Here is a 20,444-nt window from a genome sequence, read left to right as displayed (position 1 = left end):
TAGGAAGGTGTGCCAGAGCAATGACTAACTATACTTTAAAAGTTAAAAATAACTCCAGCAATGCAACGAGTTTTTGTGTCTTTATGACGTTGCCTGAAGAACAAGCTCAGAATAGTTCGTTCTATACACTGGCATGGATGGTTAAATATGCAGAACCAAATACAATGGTAAGATTTTCATGGAGCGATATCTTCAATGTTATTTGGTCACAACCTGGAAGCCATTTACAACCAGGTGTTGTTTGCGATGTTAGGGAACCTAGTTTCTCATCATTAAGTCGAAACATTAAAATAAACGCCGCTGCATCTCAATGCCTTGACATTAACCCGCCTGAAAAAGGATGTACGACATTACAATACAACAAAAAGCAGTTAAGTTACTGTTTTAGCACACTTGAAAAAAGCAACAATGGTCAAATAACGATCACCTGTGATTCTGAAGTACCTAACTCAAAAACTACATCATCTCAAATAGCCGCAGGTATTGGAATAGGGCTTTCGGGCTCAGGGTTATTCTTAGTTGATGCCCAACCTAATTTAACATTTATGTGGCCTGTGCCACCTTTTAAGTTTTATCTATCTTTTGGTTCTGTCAAATGGGGAGAAATTATTGAACCCGAATCATGGCTAGAGAGAGCTGTACTCGTTTCATTTAATGATACGACCGAATGTGAAGCCATCTTAAACATTAACAATCGCCTCGAAGTTATCAGGTAATACTCCACTTAACGGGGCATTACCTAAACGCTTTTACTTTATCTCAACACGCTGTGAGCGCATAACAACTTCATCATTTAGCTCAATACCGATCCCTGGCTCTTCTGATACTTGGAAGAAGCCATTTTTAGGTTGTGGATCTTGTATACATAGCTCACGGTTCCACTTTTTAATCGCATAGGTGTGATGTTCGTGAATTAAAAAGTTAGGAATAGCGGTTTCTAGGTGTAAGGAAGCAGCTGTTGCTACTGGGCCGCCACACACGTGAGCTTGAATACGCACATCAAAGATATCAGCATAATCACACACTTTTTTAGTTTCAGTAAAACCACCACACAGGCCTAAGTCTGGCTGTAATACATCAATACTTTGATCTTCTAAGTAAGGGCGCACACCCCAGCGGTTATACAAACGTTCACCACCTGCAATTGGCACCGCTACTTTATCAGCAACTTTTGCATGTAATGAATGATTTAAGTAGTTCACTGGCTCTTCGTAATACATACAATCGAACTCTTCAGCAATTTCACCAATTTGAATTGCTGATGTTGCGCCAGGTAAGCTGTGACATTCAAAAATAATGTCAACTTCATCACCTACCGCTTCACGAATAGCTTGCATACGCGCGCGATATAGCTTCATTTCTGCGCGAGAAATAATGTTAGTGCGATCGTAATAAGTATTGCCGTTTTTATCGTACTGGATAGGGTCAACTTTTACCGCATCATACCCTTCAGCCATGGCTTTTAGTGCTGCTTCTGCGTATTCCTGTGGGTGAACAAGTGCTTTGAATTCACTATCCCAGTCAAATTGTAGTTGCGATGCATAAGTACGAAGCTTATCGTTAACTTTACCACCTAGTAACTGGTAAACAGGTAAACCTAGCGCTTTACCCTTAATATCCCAAAGTGCGGTATCAATGGCACTCATTGCTGCATACACAACAGGCCCGCCACCTAAACCCCAAAAGCTTTCGCGTAGCATTCGTGACCATAGTTTTTCTGTTTGAAATGGGTCATGACCAATTAAAAAGGCATCAGCCATTTCTTTAATCATTGCCGCAGCTGCGCTATGACCTAAATCATAAGCCAGACCCGCTTCACCCACACCGCTAATACCTTCATCGGTGTGAATACGCACAAAAACAGGTGTCCAAGCAGGTCTGTCTGGACAATGAATATCGAACACTTCGACGCGATTAACTTTCATTGGTTACTCCTTACTGAGCAAAACTAGGATCAAGACGATAAGCTTTACGCAGCATTGCCGGCCAAGCTAGCTGCCCACCGGTGCTGCCGCTGTGCACGACATTCGCTTGATTATAAATATTATCGATAATAGGTTGTGGTACAGGGATTGCCGTTTGACCACTGGCTTGAATCGCCAATTGAATTTCACAGGCACGCTGCAAATCATAAAAGCGCATAAACGCATCACCGACTGTTGGGCCAACAGTTAAGCCGCCGTGGTTAACCAATAGCATGTGATTGGTGGTGCCTAAATCATCTTGCAAACGCTTTTTCTCGTCACTGTTTACCGCTAAGCCTTCGTAGCCATGATAAGACAATGAAGGTAATGAAAACATTGAATACTGGCTTAGTGGCAACAGACCTTTCTCTTGGGTTGCCACAGCAATGGTTTCTTTTGTGTGTAGATGAATAACGCAGTGAGCATCATCACGTACTTCGTGAATAGCACTATGAATTGTGAAACCTGCAGGGTTAATCTTAAACGGCGTGTCATCAAGAATATTACCGGCTAAATCAACCTTAACTAGGTTGGATGCTGTCACTTCATCAAAACTTAAACCAAAGGCATTGACTAAGTAATGATCTGTACCTGGTAAACGTGCCGAAAGGTGAGTGTAAATTAGATCACCCCAACGAAAGTGTTCCATCAAGCGGTAACATGCCGCTAAATCGACACGTAACTGCCATTCTTGTTCAGATACTTTATTTTTTAAATCGAGTTTTGGTAAGTCAAACATGGAAAACCTTGTATATGTGACACTGCACAAATAGATGTATAGAAGTCTAAATAACTATTTAATGATAATCAATAGCTGATACAAAAAGGCCACATCAATTGATGTGGCCTTTAAAAATAACAAACGAAGATTATTTTACTTGCGATAAGTAGTCTGCGATTGCTGACATTTCTTCTTCAGATACATTTGCAACCATTGCTTTCATTGCTGCAGCCATACCATTACTACGCGCACCAGACTTAATGTCTTTCATTTGTGCAAGTAAATATTCTTTATTTTGGCCATTTAATTTAGGGTATTGCGCCATAATTGGTGCTTTACCTTCAGCACCATGGCAAGTTTGGCAAAGTTTTGCTGTGTAAAGTGTGGCACCATCAGCTGCCATTGAGTTAAACGAAAAGCTAGCAGCCATTGCTAAGCTTGCCCCACATAGTATTTTAGTTATCTTGCTCATTGTATCTTCTCTTTGTGACGGGTTAGAAAACATTTTCTTTAGTGTAGACCATGATTTAGGAATATTGCACCCGAAAAAAACACATTATTGTTACCGCAACTTAAACACCCTATACAGTAACTGTATTTACCAGATTAAATCATCAGGTACTTCGAAATCAGCATAAGGATCATCTTCATCCTTTTGCTTATCTTCTGGTTCAACATGGAACACTATATATTCTTCGCTGACTTCAGCGACTTTTCGTGCTGGTTCATCTTCCAGTACAAAAAACTGACCTTCTAAAACACAAATCGCGAGGCGACCACCCGCAAGGGCTTTTTGTGTTTTTTCATTTACGTCCAACTCTTTCACTTTGTTTTGGTACGTAAAATTGAAAGTGCGATCACCACGGATCTCATCTTGGTTGTGGTGCTCTAAAATTTGCTTAACGCGTGCAACTTGTTCACGCTGCTTCTGCTCTTCTAAACGCGCTTTATTTAACTCATCTGCTTTTTTTTGCTGTTCGAGTTTAGTTTGCTCAATGTGCTTTTGTAAATCGCTGGGGTTACTGGTGGCGCCTTTCTTTTTTTTCTTTTGCTGTTTGCGCTTTTCAGTTTTAGCTACCTTAGCTTTATGCGAAGTAGTAAGCCCCGCCTTAAGTAATTGATCTTGTAATGAACCCATAACGAAATTCCAATAATAAAATGCCTAATTAAGGCTATTTTAATCAGCTATGCAAACAAATAACAGTATTGACTCAACTTGATTCCATGATATCTACTTTAACGCCTTGAGATTAACACGCGATGAAATCATGACACCTTGATTTAACGCAATATTTATTATCTTAATCGCCTTTTAACTTGTAAAAAAAACCATACCCGATAAGCTTATGCTTTATCTTTAGGGAGCTAAAAATGCAGCTGCGACATTTGTTACTTTGCTCTGTATTTATTTTCTTTGTTTTATACGCCCCACAACCCTTACTCGGATTATTTGCCAGGCATTTTTCTGTATCACCTGCCACTGCTGGCAGTTTAATGACTGCGACTATGCTGCCGTTAGCCATTGCACCTTTAGTGTATGGCTTGTTTTTAGCTAAACGAAACCCCTTAACAATTTTAAAGATTGCCATGTTTGTGTTAGCTGTAAGCTGCGTTGCGTTCACCTACGCACCAAGCTTTAAGCTATTGCTATTAATACGCTTTATTCAAGGGCTTACTCTACCTGCAGCACTCACCGCCATGACAAGCTACATTGGTGTAACTTATCAGGCCGATGAGCTACAGCGTAATATGACGCTCTATATTGGCAGCACGATTGTCGGTGGTTACTTTGGTCGTATGCTTGCCGCTTTATTTACTGACTTTTTAAGCTGGCAAAGTTTTTATTATGTGATTGCGTTAGGATTAATCATATTTGCAATCGCCATTCCCAAAGCAAGCAAAGGTGCGAGCATTCATGCAGCTAAATCGCCGCTATTGTATCTAAAACAATTAAAAGATCCGCTGGTATTAAAGCTCTACGGAGCGGTGTTTTGTATGTTTTTTTGCTTTGCAGCATTACTAAACTACCTACCATTTATCCTGCAAGACAGTTTCGCTATCACGAATACTCGAGATATTGGCCTTGTTTATAGCGGTTATTTGCTTGGTGCACTAGCATCTATAGCGACACCTTGGCTATTACGTAAATCATCAACACCTTGGCGCTTACTAACTTGGGTATTTGTATTTTATAGCCTGACGATGGTGCTATTGATGAGCCAACAGTTATTACTTTTTGTGATTGCTTTTACTGGCTTTTGTGGCGCAATGTTTGTGATCCACTCAAGTGCTGCGCCTTTAGTAAATAAAATCAGCAGCGCACCTGCCAGTGTAACGAATGGTGGATATGTCTCTTTTTATTACAGCGGCGGTGCTTTAGGCTCTTTGCTGCCGGGGCTGGTATACCAACATCACGGCCAAGTTGCATTTATGGCGGTATTGCTGTTGGTATGTTTAGTCGGCCTCAGCTTAGTTTATTTAGCTGGTAAGAAAACAATACGGGCTTGATGCCCAGTGCTTTCGAAAAATAATTCTAAATCATCTTTTTTCATTAGCCATGTCGCGGTATTTTCAAACGGATGGCAATGAAATAGTTCGTTAAACCACACTTCTTGATCGAGCCACAGTGTGACATTATTTTGTTTATCGTTTAACAGTGCCAACATGGACACACAACCAGGTGGCACTTTTAAGTAACGCGCTAATCGCTCATCAGATGCAAAACCCAAACGAGAAAGCCCCTGCATTTGTGCTATTGCTTTTAAATCTAATTGTTTGTCATGCGCTGTGATCACTAAAAAATGGCGTTTTCCTTCATTATCACGCAAAAATAAATTCTTTAATCGCGTGCCAGGTCTATTAACCATGAACTTGTCGGCATCTAAACTGCCATGTAATGGTGGGTGCTCAATCACATCATAGTTAATATCTAACTGAGCTAATGCAGCGGCAAGCTTGGTTTTATCTGCATACATTTACAAACAACGTCCTCGTAGTTGTACACTTAAGTCACGCCAAAGCACATCATCAATAATATGCTCATCGTTGCAATACTCTCGCGCCTTAAGTTCTTGGTTTAATAATTCAACGGCTTGATCTTCAAGCATCAGTTTTAAACTGCTCGATTCTTCAAAATACTCTTGCTCGGCAAAATCTTTAAACTGTCTTCGCGTTAATGGCTTATCAAGGTTTAGTGGCTTCCTGCCTTGTGCTTTCACAGAGACGACGTATGCAAAAATTTTGCTACCTTGTTCATCATTTTTGCCGTAAAACTGTTTGTTATTAATTTCGAAAGGAGGCGCGTCGTCTTGACTGGCGCAAGCCGTTAGTAGAATAACCAAAAGCCATGCTATTTTTTTCATTATTGGATAAGCCTTGAACAGTATATGCTCATTAGTCTATCAAAAATAAAAGACTTAGGTAAAAATTCGATGATTTTTTAAAAAACACTTGACCAAATAAACAAAAATAATTAAAGTTCACCCCGCTTGAGACGCAAGACTTAAGCATCCTGTATTTTAGGAATGTGGGGCTATAGCTCAGCTGGGAGAGCGCCTGCCTTGCACGCAGGAGGTCAGCAGTTCGATCCTGCTTAGCTCCACCACTTTCCTACTCTTCTTTAGGCAATCTGCCGAGTTACCAACTAAAAGCATCATCTATTTAATCAGTCTTATTATTGTCTTCGTTTTATATCAGACATAAAAAAACCGAGCAAAGCCCGGCTTTTAGAAGTAGTTACTTTTTAGCGATTATTCACGAATTTGACCTTCGCCATTCACTAAGTATTTTTCAGTTGTAAGCGACTCTAGCCCCATAGGACCGTAAGCATGTAGCTTAGTGGTCGCAATACCAATCTCAGCACCTAAGCCTAACTGTGAACCATCAGAAAAACGCGATGACGCATTAACCATCACAACAGACGCATCAACACTGCGCTGGAATAACTCTGCTGCTGCTTGGTCCTTAGTACAAATGACTTCTGTGTGGTTTGAACCAAATTGAGCAATATGATCAATCGCTCCAGCAAAATCTGGCACAACCTTAATGGCGATTTCTAAGTCTAAGTACTCTTCGCCAAACTCATCATCAGCAAGCACTGTCGCGTTGTCAAAATATTCAGCCGCTTTTGCATCTGCATTTACTTTCACGCCTTCTTGACGAAGCACAACAGCACACAGGTTTAAAAACTCATCAGCAATATCTTGATGTACAACTAGGCCTTCTAATGCGTTACACACACCAGTACGCTGAGTTTTACCATTTAACAGCAAGTTAATGGCTACATTCAGATCAGCCTCTTTATCAACATAAAGGTGACACACACCTTTGAAGTGTTGAATAACAGGAATGGTACTGTTTTCAGTTACAAAGTTAATTAGACCTTCGCCACCTCGTGGGATGATTAAATCAATTGTGTCACGCTGCTGCATAAGTTCCATTAATAAGCCACGATCAGGGTCTGGGATCACTGAAATCAATGCAGCAGGCAAGCCATGCTTTTCAAGTACTTTATGCATCACACTCGCAATGGCTTGCGAGCTACGTAGTGCTTCTTTACCACCACGTAAAATAACACCATTACCAGATTTAAAGCATAGGGCACCTGCATCAGCCGTCACATTTGGACGTGCTTCATAAATCATACATACAACACCAAGTGGTACGCGCATCTTGCTAATCTTAATACCATTTGGACGCTCTGAGATTTCACGTAATTGACCCACAGGATCATCAAGGCTAACAATTACTTCGATGCCTTCAGCCATTGCTTCAATACGCTCGTCGTTAAGCGTTAAACGGTCAATCATTGATGCTGCAAGGTTGTTATCACGTGCTGCCGCTAAATCGCTTTCGTTCTCTTTGATGATAAAGGCTTTGCTTTCACGTAACGCCTGTGCCATCTCAGTTAAAACTTGATTTTTAGTGGCTGTATCAAGCAAAGCTAACTGGGTTGCAGCTTTTGCAGCTTGACTCGAAATATCCGTAATTAAACTCATGACTTCTCCAATAATGCGATATCTTTCTCTGAAACAACGGGGCCGATTGAATCTTGCATTTTTTCGCTAAATTCACTTTGCTCGTTGTCAGCAATAAAATTCAATAAACAGCTACTGTAATTCGCTGTTGCTTTTGCTAGACGTGTACCATCGTCACTACGAACTAAAATAGTATCGCCTACGCCAAATTCTCCGTGCACCGCAACAATTTCATCACTGCGAATACACCCATCCTCATGACTGTCAGACTCATCAAACGAGCCTTCAACGACAACTTCTCCCTGCTCATTCGCAGTGTGTGTCATCCAATGCACCGCTTCTTGCATTGGTTTTTCATAAGGCATAAAAATAGTGCCAGGGTTGTCACCTTCAAGCAGGCGATTAAAGGTTTCTTCTTTGAAACCATTTAAAATAAAGGTTGTAATTCCGTGCGATGTCGCCTTCTCTGCCGCTTCAATCTTGGTTTTCATACCGCCTGTACCAACTGCACTGGTTGCACATCCTGCCATTGCATAGATTGACTCATCGATACTTTCTATTTCAGGTAATAATAGAGCATCATCATGCAAGTTCGGGTTTTTGTCATAAAGACCATCAACATCTGAAAAAATCATCAGAGCATCTGCGTCTGCTGCCGCTGCAACCATCGCTGATAAATTATCATTATCACCTACTTTTAAATCATCCGTAGTGACCGTATCATTTTCATTAATGATAGGCAGCACACCGTGTTCGAGTAAAGTGAACACCGTTTCACGAATGCTGGTATAACGCTCACGGTCTCGTAAATCACCGTGTGTTAATAATATTTGCGCAGAAGGGAAGTCGAAAAAACGATCCCACATAGCCATCATTTCTGTTTGACCGGCAGCTGCCATTGCCTTTTTCATCGTTACCGAGCGAGTTTCTTGCTCAGGAAATAAGTGCGAACCTGCTGCCACCGAACCAGATGATACTAAAATCACTTCGATACCTCGTGCTCGACAGCGAACGATGAACTGCGCAATGGTCAATAAATAACGTGAACGACACCCATCTTGTTCCGGTGCGATCAATGCGCTACCAACTTTAAGTACAATACGTCGCCATTTAAACTTTTGCATAACTGTTCAACTTTTCCATTTTACTATCTGTTCAGCGTCATCAAAGCCGCTGATTAAAAGACTCACGTTTAGAAAAACTAAACGTGCTGAGTATTCTCACTTTGTCACAGACACTTATCTGCACACGCAACTAGTCCGCGCATGGACTGCGTTTAGATATAGCACAACTTTTATTCAGTCAGTAGACCAAACGGTTATAAACCATAAGTTGATAAAAAAAGATAAGTGTTGTTTATGTATCGCTGTAAAAAGCTGTGTGCGGCTTTTATTAATAACAACATACATAGAGCCTATACAATCTGGTACACCGACAGATAGGGTGTAGATTGTATGACCGAGATTTAGCCGCCACGATGGGAGCTAAACATTGATAAGATAATGAACTTTTATTGTATTCAACTCGTAATAAATACGCACTGAACAATCGTCAGCTCATTTCTATTTAATTAGAAAACAAAGTGTATAAAACACGATATATAAAGCAAACAACTGATTTCTTAGAGCCTACACTCTAATTACTAATGAAAAGTAAAGTTAATCATTTAGATATCAAATTGTTTGAACACGAAATATAATACGGTATAAAGAGGTGAAAGATCAAGGGCAAATATTAATCACTAATTTTATACTTACCATAAATATAGAAAATAGTTCATACTTAACAAATAGTTAAATGCATACACTTTATTATTAATAATTTTTCATCACCTTATGGCAGTTTTGTTTTCAATAACAGCCCAAAAAGTATTAATAACGACTAAAATCGTAGTTAGAGTAATAAGTTTTCTTGTGTCTATGGCGGTGAGTAAGCTTTAATAGGTAAGCAATTTTATTTGTAAGTCAGCGACAATTTATCGTCATCAATAGCAATTATCTATGATGTTGGTGCTTAAGCTAAAAGGATAATTCATTCTATGTCAGCAATTTATATAGCAGGGATCGCCTTGTGTTCTGTAATAGCACAGTGGGTAGCGTGGGCGTTTCGTGTACCGGCTATTTTATTTTTACTTCTAACGGGTTTATTACTCGGACCTTTCAGTGGCGTTCTTGAACCCGACGCCCTTCTGGGTGACTTGTTGTTCCCCGTGGTCTCGTTGAGTGTTGCAGTCATTCTCTTTGAAGGCTCGCTGACATTGCACTTTAAAGAACTTAAAGGCATAGGAAAAGTTGTCCGAAATCTCTGCTCCATCGGCATGATAACCACCTGTATTATTATTAGTTTAAGCGCATATTGGATCTTAGAACTTAATTGGCGAGTCGCCGCAGTACTAGGGGCTGTGCTTGTTGTTACAGGACCCACAGTTATCGCACCTTTACTTAATTCAATGCGCCCTAACCAAGATATCGACCGCATCCTCAGGTGGGAAGGCATTGTCATTGACCCCATAGGAGCCCTATTCGCAGTCCTTGTCTTTGAAGCCGTTATGCTTGTTGGGCAAGGGGAAGTATTAAGCCATACAATTATTGCTTTGTTTAAAACCTTAGGGGTTGGCTTAACGATTGGTGTAGTCGCAGGTTGGTTAACAACCTTACTGATTCGCCGTGAATGGTTACCTTTTGAGTTACATAAATTTGGTATTTTGGCATTGGTATTGATTAGCTTTACCGTATCAAATCACCTCAGCCATGAATCGGGATTATTGGCTGTAACTGTATTTGGCATTTGGCTAGCCAATCAAGATGACTTAGAAATAGACTCCGTGCTTGAGTTTAAAGAAGACTTATCGATGATCTTAATCTCATCGTTATTTATATTACTTGCCGCACGTTTACAGCTTTCAGACTTAATGATGTTACACAGTGATGTGTTTATTTTCTTAGCTATCGTGCTATTTATCGCGCGCCCTGCATGTATCGCTATTTCAACTATCGGCTCAGACCTGCCATTAAAGTCTCGCCTTGTTCTTTCATGGATAGCACCAAGAGGTATCGTCGCAGCCGCTGTGGGCTCAGTGTTTGCACTGAGCATGGTTGAAGCAGGTATCGCGGACGCAGAGAAAATCGTGCCGCTGATTTTCACGGTAATCATCGTCACTGTAGTACTGCAAAGCCTGACAGCTACACCACTGGCTAAACTATTAAAAGTGCGTCAACCTGCACCAAATACTATTTTAATTATTGGTGCAAACCATGTTGCACGTGCCATAGCATGTGGACTGAAAGAACAGAATATTCCTGTGCATCTTTCTGATCCAGCATGGGAGAACTGTAAAATGGCACGTATGGATGGCCTGCCCTGTTACTATGGTAATCCACAGTCTGAACATGCCGAACGTTATTTACCCTTAACAACCATTCGTAGTGTTTTAGCACTTTCACCAAACCGTCACCATAATGCATTGGGTGTGCAGTATTTCTCGCATTTGCTAGATGAAAAGGATGTATTTTCTCTTCGCTCTTCAACTAACCACGCTAAAGCAAACAAAGATAGCGCAACATTTTTGTCTCGCCAGATTCTATTTGGTGACAATGGCGCATATGCACGTTTAAGCAGTCTAATTGCCAAAGGCGGTAAAGTGAGTGCTACACGCATTTCAGATGAGTTTAGCTGGGAGCAATATAAAGAAGTTAATAGTGAAGCTATTCCGTTATTTATTTTAAACGGTGAAAAAGATGATGATGACGACTCTCCTGTTCGTATTAGACCATTTACTACAAATATGGAGAAAACACCGCAAGTAGGTGAGCGCATCGTTGCTTTACAACCACCCAAGTTATCGGTGCTTAAAGACCCTAGCCAGAGCAAAAATAAAGATAAAAAAGAAGATAAATAATAATAGGCCAGCATATGCTGGCCTTATTTTTAGCAGTTTAAATTACATAGGTAAACGTGCGCGCCGAACCACACTATCAGGCATTTTTTGCGCAAGTTTTGCTAGTAATTGCTCGACTTTTTTATGCTGCGCTTTATCTGCAACCATAGAGTGAAACAACCAACGATAAGCATCCTCATAGTCTCTTGGGCTACCATATCCTTGGTTGAATAGCTTAACTAAGCGCATTTGTGCTTTTAAGTTGCCTTGTGCAGATGCTTCACGCAAATAGGTCACGGCCATGGCTTTATCTTGCTGAACCAACCGCCCAACATCATAATAGCGGCCAAGTTGTTCTAATGCTGCTGCTAACCCTTGCTCAGCGGCTTGACGCATATAATACACACCCAGCTCTACGTTACGATCAACACAAACGGCATAGGCCAGCATATCGCCATACAGGAACTGATACGATGGTAGCGCCATTTTATTGGCTCGCGCTTCAATATCTTGTACTAACTGGCAATCATCTGCCTTCACACGTGCTAAATGTGTATTTTTATTAATAAGCCCTATTAGCTCGCTCTCTGTATACAGAGGTACCGCAGAAATAGGCTCTTCAGCCATACTTAGGCTTGAAAAGAGTAATGTTAAAGGCAATAAAACACGCATCAAAATCACTTAAATAAAGTCAGTCTTAGCAAATAATATACAATTATCATTCCAGAGTGAATTTTAGGCACAAAAAAAGCTGCCGAAGCAGCTTTTTTAGTATCTATGATGATTATGCAAACGGGTTGCGTAATACCATAGTCTCTACACGATCAGGACCAGTAGAGATGATATCAACTGGAACACCCGTGATTTCTTCAATACGCTTGATGTAATCAAGTGCCGCTTTAGGCAACTCATCAACTGAGGTTACACCTACTGTGTTTTCTGACCAGCCTGGCATCTCTTCGTATACTGGCGTTACTTTCTCGTAACCTTCAGCAGCTAATGGCGTAACGTTCGTTACTGTGCCATCTTCTAACTGGTAACCTGTACAGATTTTTAAGGTTTCTAAACCATCTAGAACGTCTAGTTTAGTTAAACAGAAACCTGAGATGCTGTTGATTTGAACCGCACGGCGCATTGCCACTGCGTCTAACCAACCAGTACGGCGTAAACGACCTGTCGTTGCACCGAATTCATGGCCTTTCTCACCTAAGTGCTTACCTACTGAATCTTGCTTATCAAGACCATCGTAAAGCTCTGTAGGGAAAGGACCAGAACCCACACGTGTTGTGTAAGCTTTGATAATACCTAGTACGTAATCAAGGTGTAATGGACCAAAACCAGCACCTGTTGCTACACCACCAGCCGTTGTGTTTGATGATGTTACATACGGGTAAGTACCGTGGTCGATATCAAGCAATGTACCTTGCGCACCTTCAAATAAGATGTTGTCGCCCGCTAAACGCGTTTGATCAAGTAGCTCAGTTACATCAACAACCATTGCTTTTAAGATATCAGCAATAGCCATTGCATCATCAAATGTCTTCTGGAAATCAACTGGCTCTACTTTGTAGTAATGCTCTAGCGTGAAGTTATGGTATTCCAATACTTCTTTTAATTTACTCGCGAATAATTCAGGATTGAATAAATCGCCAACACGTAAACCACGACGTGCTACTTTATCTTCATAAGCTGGACCAATACCACGACCTGTAGTACCGATTGGCTTATCGCCACGTGCTTTTTCACGGGCTAAATCTAATGCAATGTGGAAAGGTAAAATAAGCGGACACGCTTCACTAATTAATAAACGCTCACGCACAGGCACGCCACGCTCTTCTAGCATGCCAATTTCTTTCATCAACGCTTCTGGTGATAAAACAACACCATTACCAATCACACACTTAACATTGTCACGTAATACACCCGATGGAATAAGGTGTAAAACCGTCTTTTCACCGTTAATTACCAGAGTGTGGCCTGCGTTATGACCACCTTGATAACGAACTACTAAAGATGCTTTGTCTGTAAGGAGGTCAACTACCTTACCCTTACCTTCGTCACCCCATTGGGTGCCTAGTACAACAACGTTTTTACCCATTGCAAATTCACTTAGAAAAAATTAGGACGAGATTTTACCAGAAAACGAGGTGAAAGATCACCCCGTTTAGCTTATTTTTTCTGCGGTCGGCTTTTTATCATCATACTCACTAAAACAACCACAGCCAGAACAGGGGCTTATAAATCTATAACCCGTAGAAATTAGTTTAGAACTGAAATAAAAAAGCCCTGCAAAAGTGCAGGGCTTTCATCATCAGATGTTTAATTACTGGGCATTTGCGCCTTTCATGTAATTAAAGAAATCACTATCTGGAGAGATAACCATAACATCTTGCTTATCTTTAAAGGTCTTCTTGTAAGCTTCGAGACTACGCACAAAACCAAAGAACTCAGCATCTTTGTTATACGCATTGGCATAGATACCCGCCGCTTCTGCATCACCTTGACCGCGTACAGTACGCGCATTACGCTCGGCATCTGCCAGCATAACTGTTACGCGACGATCAACCTCAGCACGAATTGTTTCTGCCTTTTCTTGACCTTCAGAACGGTGCTCTTTCGCCACAGCAGTACGCTCTGCGCGCATACGTTGGAAGATTGAACTACTGACTTCTTGTGGTAAGTTAATTTGCTTAACACGCACATCAAGTACTTCAATACCTAACTCTTGCGCACTTTCTGAAGCTTGTACTAACGCTTCTTCCATAAGCTCACTACGCTCACCTGAAACAATTTCTTTAATGGTACGAGAACCAAAGTTAGTACGTAGACCATTGTTTACCTTTTGCTTTAATAGCGTTTCAGCATACTGCTTATCACCACGAGCACGTAGGTAAAATGCACTAAAGTCGTTGATACGCCATTTCACGTATGAATCAACAATTAAGTCTTTTTTCTCGCTTGTTACAAAACGATCAGGTGCACCATCTAATGTTTGGATACGTGCATCTAAACGGCGTACTTGACTGAAAAATGGCACTTTAAAGTTCAAGCCTGGGCCGTAAACTACTGCTGTGTCATTACTGTCTTTCTGCACTTTACTGAACAACAATACAATCGCCTTTTCACCTTCTTGTACGACAAAAATAGATGAAAAAGACATAACAACCGCAAGGGCAAGTATTACTAAACTAAAATTTTTCATTTTGCTTATCTCCCCTCATTAAAGCGATCAGTTGCAAAACGGTCATTACTCGAGTTAACCGTACTGTTGCGTGATGTATTCAACTTGTTGCGCAAATCTTTGATATCACTTGAACTTGGCAGTGCAACACGGGTCGCGGTGCCTTGCTTTTCCATAATTTTATCAAGTGGTAAATACATCATGTTATTACCGTTTTTCACATCAACAAGTACTTTAGAGCTATTACCAAGTACTTCTTCCATTGCATCGATATACAAGCGTTTACGCGTTACTTCTTTAGCTGCTTGGTATTCTGGTAATAGCTTTTCAAAGCGTGCTACCTCACCTTGCGCTTCTAATGTAATGCGCTCGCGATATGCTTCAGCTTCTTGCGTCATACGTGTTACTTGACCACGGGCACGCGGCTCTATCTCACGGGCATAAGCTTCTGCTTCACGGATGAAACGTTCTTCATCTTCTTGTGCTGCAATGGCATCATCAAAGGCATCTTTTACTTCACCTGGTGGGCGTGAGTCTTTAAAGTTCACGTCGCTGACAATAATACCGAGGTTATACGGCTCGATAATTTTGTTTAGCTCATCCCACGTTTGTTGACGAACGACCTCACGACCTGTTGTTAATACTTGGTCCATTTTCACATGACCAATAACATAACGAAGTGCGCTATCGAGCGCTTGTTGTAGGCTGTGATCAGCATCCGTTACACTGAACTTATATAGGTGAGGATCGATAACACGATACTGCACTTCAAACTCTACATTTACGACGTTTTCATCTTCTGTCAGCATAAAGCCTTTCGCAGATAAAGAGCGTACCGCCTCAATATCAACCGGAATGACACGTTCGATGAACGTCATTTTCCAACGTAAGCCTGGCTCTGCAATGCGACTAAACTGACCAAATTGTAAAACAATACCGCGCTCAGCTTCTTTAACTGTATAAATACCACTTAATGCCCAAACGATGATGGCAATAATTAATATGAAAGAAATGCCTGCGCCACCAAGTCCGCCGCCGTTTTTACCTGGCTTGTTACCACCAAATAAACCGCCAAACTTGTTGCCGAATTTACGCAGTACCTCGTCTAAATCAGGTGGGCCTTGATCTTTTCCGCCTTTGTTATTCCACGGATCTTTATCATTGCCATTATTACCCGGTTCATTCCAGGCCATAGCTATACTCCATTGTTATCTAAATGAATTGGGTTAAATCTATCAAATCTACAGCATTTCTCATACTAAAATTAACAAATGCTGACGATTTTTAGTCCGTAACTATAAAAGAATCGAGATCCTGTCCCATTTCTTTTTTCAAACGATTCCACTCAGCCATCGGTAAACGAACCGAAAGCAACCAGTTACCATGTTCATCAAAGCACTCTTCATGAACGGCATTTAGGTTAAATAGTGCAGCTCGAATACGACCATGCTGCGGAGGTAATTTAAGTGACTCTGCCAGCATTTTCTTTGCTAGCAGCTCATTAATTGCCTCTGACAATAACTCACAACCCACACCCGTTCGAGCAGATAACCACACTCTAATCGGCTGGCCTTCATCGTTTCTATCTATACGTGGCGCAACGTCATCTAGCGCATCAATTTTGTTATACACTAATAATTGCGGCACTTCATCTGCTTCAATTTCTTTTAAAACTGACTGAACTTGCTCAATATTCTCTTTACGGCGCGGGTCTGCTACATCAATAACATGTAGCTGTAAATCAGCTTCACGGGTTTCAGTTAATGTTGCTTTAAAAGCTGCCACTAAATCATGTGGTAAGTGACGAATAAATCCAACTGTATCCGCGAGGATTACCGGACCTACATCGCCAATATCTAACTTACGCAATGTTGGATCAAGTGTTGCAAATAATTGGTCAGCTGCATACACATCTGAATCTGTTATTCTATTAAACAGGGTCGATTTGCCTGCGTTAGTGTAACCAACTAACGAGACTGTGGGTATTTCATTACGGGTACGCGCTCGTCGCCCCTGTTCACGTTGCACAGCAACCTTATCTAAACGTGCACGAATATTCTTAATCCTTGCACGTAAAAGTCGCCTATCGGTTTCAAGCTGCGTCTCACCAGGACCACGTAAACCTATCCCACCTTTTTGGCGCTCAAGGTGAGTCCAACCACGGATCAAGCGTGTTGAAATGTGACGTAGCTGAGCCAACTCAACTTGAAGTTTACCTTCATGAGTACGCGCTCGCTGGGCAAAAATATCAAGGATCAAACTCGTACGATCAAGTACACGACACTGACAAACGCTCTCTAAGTTACGTTCCTGTGACGGGCTTAGTTGATGGTTGAAAATAATGACATCTGCATTGTGGATTTTGACAGTTTCAGCGATCTCTTCTGCTTTTCCGGTACCGACGAAAAGTTTCGGATGTGGTGCTTGACGACTGCCTTGCACAATCGCCAAACTACTAACACCAGCAGAAGATACCAACAACTCTAATTCATGAAGATCTTCACGATCCCCTTCTTTAGGTAAGTCGATATGAACTAAAACTGCCTGTTCGCCGGCTTCATAACGGTCAAACAAGCATTACGCTCCTAAATTTAAAAATTTCCAGGCTCTTGCTCTTCTGAATCATCGCTTCCTTGTGCACCTTGGAAGTTAACAGTACGCGCTGGAACTACGGTAGAAATAGCGTGTTTATACACCATTTGATTCACGGTGTTTTCAAGTAAAATAACAAATTGGTCAAATGACTGGATTTTACCCTGTAACTTAATGCCATTAACCAAAAAGATTGATACTGGAATGCGCTCACGACGTAACGCATTCAAAAATGGGTCTTGTAACGACTGGCCTTTTGCCATGTTATTTTCCTTCGTTCTAGGTGTTATTATAATTAAGTAGCTGAACTAATTTAACAAAGCTAAAAATTTTTCAACTACTACTAGCTTAGCGAACTTACTACACGTTGCAAGTTTTCTTCATCACCCGTGGCCAACCATGTAACATCAGGCCAACCTCTTAGCCAAGTTAACTGCCTCTTGGCAAGCTGGCGCGTGGCAGCAACACCACGAAAGACCATTTCATCATAGTCAATTTCGCCTGCAATGTAATCCCACATTTGTCTATAACCTACGCAACGAATCGAAGGTAGATCTGGGTGTAAATCCTTACGTTTATATAGGGATGAAACTTCATTTTCAAACCCCTGTTCAAGCATTATTTTAAACCTTTTCTCAATTCGCTGGTGTAAAACGCTGCGATCGGCAGGCGCGATAGCAAATTGATGAAAAGTATAAGGAAGCGCTGGCTGCTTTTGTTTTTGTAGCTCTGTCATTGTTTTGCCAGTTATACGAAAAACTTCGAGCGCACGATTAATACGTTGTGAATCATTTTCACTCATTTTATTCGCAGCCTCAGGATCGATTTTAACGAGCTCTGCGTGCAAATGTGGCCAACCAAACTGCTTTGCTTCCTTTTCGAGTTCAGCCCGCACTTCGGGTGATGCCTCTGGTAGTGGCGACAAACCATCAATCAATGACTTAAAGTACATCATTGTACCGCCAACTAATACAGGTACTTTACCTTGCTTATGAAATAGATCAATCTTTTCAATCGCATCGCGACGAAAATCAGCAACTGAATAACTTTCTGCAGGATCAATAATATCAATTAGATGATGAGGCGCTCGTACTAATTCATCAGCATCTGGCTTGGCTGTACCGATATTCATATCTTTGTACACCAGCGCTGAATCCACACTGATTATTTCTGTGTTTAAATGCTCACACAGCGAAATTGCTAAGTCTGTTTTCCCTGCAGCGGTTGGTCCCATTAAAAAAATCACGGGTAAGTTATTCAAGCCTAAATACCTTGCTTAGTTTAAAAACTGAGATAGTTCTATTTTAACCGCTTTTTGACGTAAACGTTGCATAGTTTGTGGATTATTTTCTAACCGAGCAACTTGCTCCATAAAGGCTTGGCTTGTGTAATAACGTGTCGGAATTTGCTGAGCTAACCAATTTAGCCATGCATCGAGGGAACTTGGCGAGGTTTTGCAAGCAATGATGAGCCGCTCAATAGCATTGCTAACATCAAGTAAATAGACACAAGGCGGAAGCTTTTTAACCATCACAAATTGCTTTTCAATCACTAAATCAAAACCTAGCAGGGTAAACCACGACTGCTGAGCATTTAAAGCACTAATATCATCAGCACTTGTGTTTACTCGCACAGGTAACAACAAAGCTTTGCCCTCAAGGCTACCTGCTTGCTCTACGTACGCTTGCCAGTCGAGTGCTAAAGCATGCTTAAAATGCGCAGCAAATAGTTGGTTATCTTCACTAAATACGCATTCACCTTCGTGTACGTGAATGAGCTTAGCAAGTTTTGTCTGCTCCACAACCGGTGTGGCAATGCTTGGCTCAGGCCGTACTTGATCAAAATGCGCAGCATGTTGCTCACTGATCCCTTGATAAAATGCATTGACATCTTGATGTGATGTTTTACTACGCCCTTGGCTGTCGCGACTAACACCCCCTTCGGAACGCCCTGTTGTGCCAGAGTAACTCGCTGAGCGTGTTGGCTGTAAATCTGATTTAGGATAATCATAGTGCTCTGTAGGCACTGATGCAGTATAGCTTAACTGCGTGCTGCTCTGACTCGACTCTGCAAACGGGGCCTGCTGAAAAGCCGTGTCATTGTGCTCAGTAAAACCAGCTTCATGCTGCAGCGGCACCACAACTTGTTTTATTGCCTGCAAAATAAAGTCATGCACTAAACGGCCTTGATGAAAACGTACTTCATGCTTGGCTGGATGCACGTTTACATCGACCTGACGTGGGTCAATATCAATGTAGATAACAAAGCCAGGTAATTCCTCAGAACCTGCAACTTCTTCAAATGCTTGGCGAATTGCATGCAAAATAAGTTTGTCGCGCATCATGCGGTTATTCACATAGGTATACTGAGTCGTATTGCTTGAACCAACAGGCAGTACCCACCCTCTTAGCATTAACCCTGCTTCACCAGATTGAATATGCAAACCTTGTTCACTAAAGACTTTACCGGCAACTTGTGCAACACGGCTAATTGCTTGTTCTGGGCTAGGCTTTGCACGGTATTGACGCACAACTTTGCCGTTATGCGTTAACGTAATTGAGACATCAAACCGGCTCAATGCAATCCGCTTTATAAGCTCATCAATATGTGAAAACTCTGTTTTTTCTGTGCGCAGAAATTTGCGTCGTGCGGGGGTGTTAAAAAATAAATCTTTAACTTCAATAGTGGTGCCATCTGGGTGAGCTGTTGGCTTTATTTGCACAGCCATATCACGCCCTTCAGCAAAGGCTTGCCACGCTGCTTCTTGATCTTTTGGTTTTGAACTTAGCGTTAATCGCGATACCGAGCTTATTGAGGCCAAAGCTTCCCCTCGAAAACCCAGTGAGCAAATATTTTCAAGGTCATCGAGTGACTTTAATTTGCTGGTTGCATGGCGTGAGAGAGCTAAAGTTAACTCGTCTTTACTGATGCCGCTACCATTATCGCGAATGCGTATGAGCTTATGGCCGCCTCGTTCAATATCAATCTGAATTCGTGTGCCACCTGCATCTAAACTATTTTCTACAAGCTCTTTGACAACCGAGGCGGGCCGTTCCACCACTTCCCCTGCTGCAATTTGGTTAGCCAATCGTGCAGGTAATATTTCAATACTCATAATCTTCCTAACACAAAA

General features: G+C 41.4%; 19 protein-coding genes and 1 tRNA gene. 4 read left to right on the top strand and 16 right to left on the bottom strand.

Translation table 11 applies throughout. From position 1 onward, the window contains the following. Window positions 1-20 precede the first annotated feature (20 nt). Window positions 21-716 (top strand): hypothetical protein, encoded by a 696-nt coding sequence (locus tag LY624_RS01335; RefSeq protein ID WP_341803690.1) that lies wholly within the window; start codon window positions 21-23, stop codon window positions 714-716. A 33-nt stretch (window positions 717-749) separates the two neighbouring features. Here LY624_RS01335 and LY624_RS01330 read toward each other — a convergent pair whose 3' ends face one another. The 4 genes from LY624_RS01330 to LY624_RS01315 form a co-directional block, all read right to left on the bottom strand. Beyond that, window positions 750-1,925 (bottom strand): mandelate racemase/muconate lactonizing enzyme family protein, encoded by a 1,176-nt coding sequence (locus LY624_RS01330; RefSeq protein WP_062567189.1) that lies wholly within the window; start codon window positions 1,923-1,925, stop codon window positions 750-752. A 10-nt stretch (window positions 1,926-1,935) separates the two neighbouring features. After that, the gene (locus LY624_RS01325) at window positions 1,936-2,703 is read right to left on the bottom strand and encodes a class II aldolase/adducin family protein (protein ID WP_341803689.1); all 768 of its coding nucleotides are present in this window, start codon (window positions 2,701-2,703) and stop codon (window positions 1,936-1,938) included. Window positions 2,704-2,833: 130 nt separating this feature from the next. Beyond that, window positions 2,834-3,157, bottom strand: a complete 324-nt coding sequence (locus tag LY624_RS01320; protein ID WP_237119839.1) for a c-type cytochrome — start codon at window positions 3,155-3,157, stop codon at window positions 2,834-2,836. 126 nt (window positions 3,158-3,283) lie between these two features. Next, the gene (locus tag LY624_RS01315) at window positions 3,284-3,823 is read right to left on the bottom strand and encodes a DUF2058 domain-containing protein (protein ID WP_062567186.1); all 540 of its coding nucleotides are present in this window, start codon (window positions 3,821-3,823) and stop codon (window positions 3,284-3,286) included. Between the two features lie 233 nt (window positions 3,824-4,056). Between LY624_RS01315 and LY624_RS01310 the strand changes: the two genes are divergently transcribed. Further along, window positions 4,057-5,193 carry an MFS transporter gene (locus LY624_RS01310; RefSeq protein ID WP_341803688.1) on the top strand — a complete coding sequence of 379 codons (1,137 nt, stop codon included), beginning with the start codon at window positions 4,057-4,059 and terminating at the stop codon, window positions 5,191-5,193. On the opposite strand, the gene LY624_RS01305 is transcribed toward LY624_RS01310, so the two are convergent. Together LY624_RS01305 and LY624_RS01300 are read right to left on the bottom strand one after the other, a co-directional pair. Next, the gene (locus LY624_RS01305; protein ID WP_130151538.1) at window positions 5,160-5,660 is read right to left on the bottom strand and encodes a prolyl-tRNA synthetase associated domain-containing protein; all 501 of its coding nucleotides are present in this window, start codon (window positions 5,658-5,660) and stop codon (window positions 5,160-5,162) included. The two genes, LY624_RS01310 and LY624_RS01305, sit on opposite strands and share 34 nt — an antisense overlap. Beyond that, window positions 5,661-6,047: a hypothetical protein gene (locus tag LY624_RS01300; RefSeq protein WP_130151537.1), complete on the bottom strand. Its 387-nt coding sequence runs from the start codon at window positions 6,045-6,047 to the stop codon at window positions 5,661-5,663. A gap of 166 nt (window positions 6,048-6,213) precedes the next feature. Between LY624_RS01300 and LY624_RS01295 the strand changes: the two genes are divergently transcribed. Beyond that, a tRNA-Ala gene (locus tag LY624_RS01295) sits at window positions 6,214-6,289 on the top strand. Window positions 6,290-6,434: 145 nt separating this feature from the next. Here LY624_RS01295 and LY624_RS01290 read toward each other — a convergent pair. Together LY624_RS01290 and proB are read right to left on the bottom strand one after the other, a co-directional pair. Then, complete coding sequence (locus LY624_RS01290) at window positions 6,435-7,682, bottom strand: glutamate-5-semialdehyde dehydrogenase (protein WP_237119841.1); 1,248 nt, start codon at window positions 7,680-7,682, stop codon at window positions 6,435-6,437. Then, a complete protein-coding gene (gene proB / locus LY624_RS01285; RefSeq protein WP_130151535.1) occupies window positions 7,679-8,785 on the bottom strand; it encodes a glutamate 5-kinase in 1,107 nt (368 codons plus the stop codon). Before proB ends, LY624_RS01290 begins: the two co-directional genes overlap by 4 nt. 914 nt (window positions 8,786-9,699) lie before the next feature. Between proB and LY624_RS01280 the strand changes: the two genes are divergently transcribed. Continuing rightward, window positions 9,700-11,559 carry a cation:proton antiporter gene (locus LY624_RS01280; protein ID WP_341803687.1) on the top strand — a complete coding sequence of 620 codons (1,860 nt, stop codon included), beginning with the start codon at window positions 9,700-9,702 and terminating at the stop codon, window positions 11,557-11,559. A 42-nt stretch (window positions 11,560-11,601) separates the two neighbouring features. Here LY624_RS01280 and LY624_RS01275 read toward each other — a convergent pair whose 3' ends face one another. The 8 genes from LY624_RS01275 to mutL all read right to left on the bottom strand — a co-directional run bounded on the left by LY624_RS01275 (window position 11,602) and on the right by mutL (window position 20,426). Next, window positions 11,602-12,210 carry a tetratricopeptide repeat protein gene (locus tag LY624_RS01275; protein ID WP_130151533.1) on the bottom strand — a complete coding sequence of 203 codons (609 nt, stop codon included), beginning with the start codon at window positions 12,208-12,210 and terminating at the stop codon, window positions 11,602-11,604. Between the two features lie 112 nt (window positions 12,211-12,322). After that, complete coding sequence (locus LY624_RS01270; RefSeq protein ID WP_130151532.1) at window positions 12,323-13,636, bottom strand: adenylosuccinate synthase; 1,314 nt, start codon at window positions 13,634-13,636, stop codon at window positions 12,323-12,325. 225 nt (window positions 13,637-13,861) lie between these two features. Then, on the bottom strand, window positions 13,862-14,740 hold the full coding sequence (gene hflC / locus LY624_RS01265; protein WP_130151531.1) for a protease modulator HflC: 879 nt from the start codon (window positions 14,738-14,740) through the stop codon (window positions 13,862-13,864). Between the two features lie 5 nt (window positions 14,741-14,745). Further along, entirely contained in the window at window positions 14,746-15,912 is a 1,167-nt protein-coding gene (hflK, locus tag LY624_RS01260; protein ID WP_062567176.1) for an FtsH protease activity modulator HflK, read from the bottom strand. Between the two features lie 91 nt (window positions 15,913-16,003). Then, window positions 16,004-17,293, bottom strand: coding sequence for a ribosome rescue GTPase HflX (hflX, locus tag LY624_RS01255; RefSeq protein WP_130151530.1), 1,290 nt, complete (start codon window positions 17,291-17,293; stop codon window positions 16,004-16,006). Window positions 17,294-17,310: 17 nt separating this feature from the next. Continuing rightward, on the bottom strand, window positions 17,311-17,574 hold the full coding sequence (gene hfq, locus LY624_RS01250; RefSeq protein WP_062567174.1) for an RNA chaperone Hfq: 264 nt from the start codon (window positions 17,572-17,574) through the stop codon (window positions 17,311-17,313). An 80-nt stretch (window positions 17,575-17,654) separates the two neighbouring features. Further along, on the bottom strand, window positions 17,655-18,572 hold the full coding sequence (gene miaA, locus LY624_RS01245) for a tRNA (adenosine(37)-N6)-dimethylallyltransferase MiaA (protein ID WP_237119843.1): 918 nt from the start codon (window positions 18,570-18,572) through the stop codon (window positions 17,655-17,657). A 15-nt stretch (window positions 18,573-18,587) separates the two neighbouring features. Continuing rightward, a complete protein-coding gene (gene mutL / locus LY624_RS01240) occupies window positions 18,588-20,426 on the bottom strand; it encodes a DNA mismatch repair endonuclease MutL (RefSeq protein WP_341803686.1) in 1,839 nt (612 codons plus the stop codon). Window positions 20,427-20,444: the final 18 nt, after the last annotated feature.

Source organism: Pseudoalteromonas sp. N1230-9 (genome assembly GCF_032716425.1).
In the GTDB taxonomy this organism is placed as follows: domain Bacteria; phylum Pseudomonadota; class Gammaproteobacteria; order Enterobacterales; family Alteromonadaceae; genus Pseudoalteromonas.
Note: the sequence above shows the minus strand (reverse complement) of the source record. Positions and strands in the feature narration are given on the sequence as shown.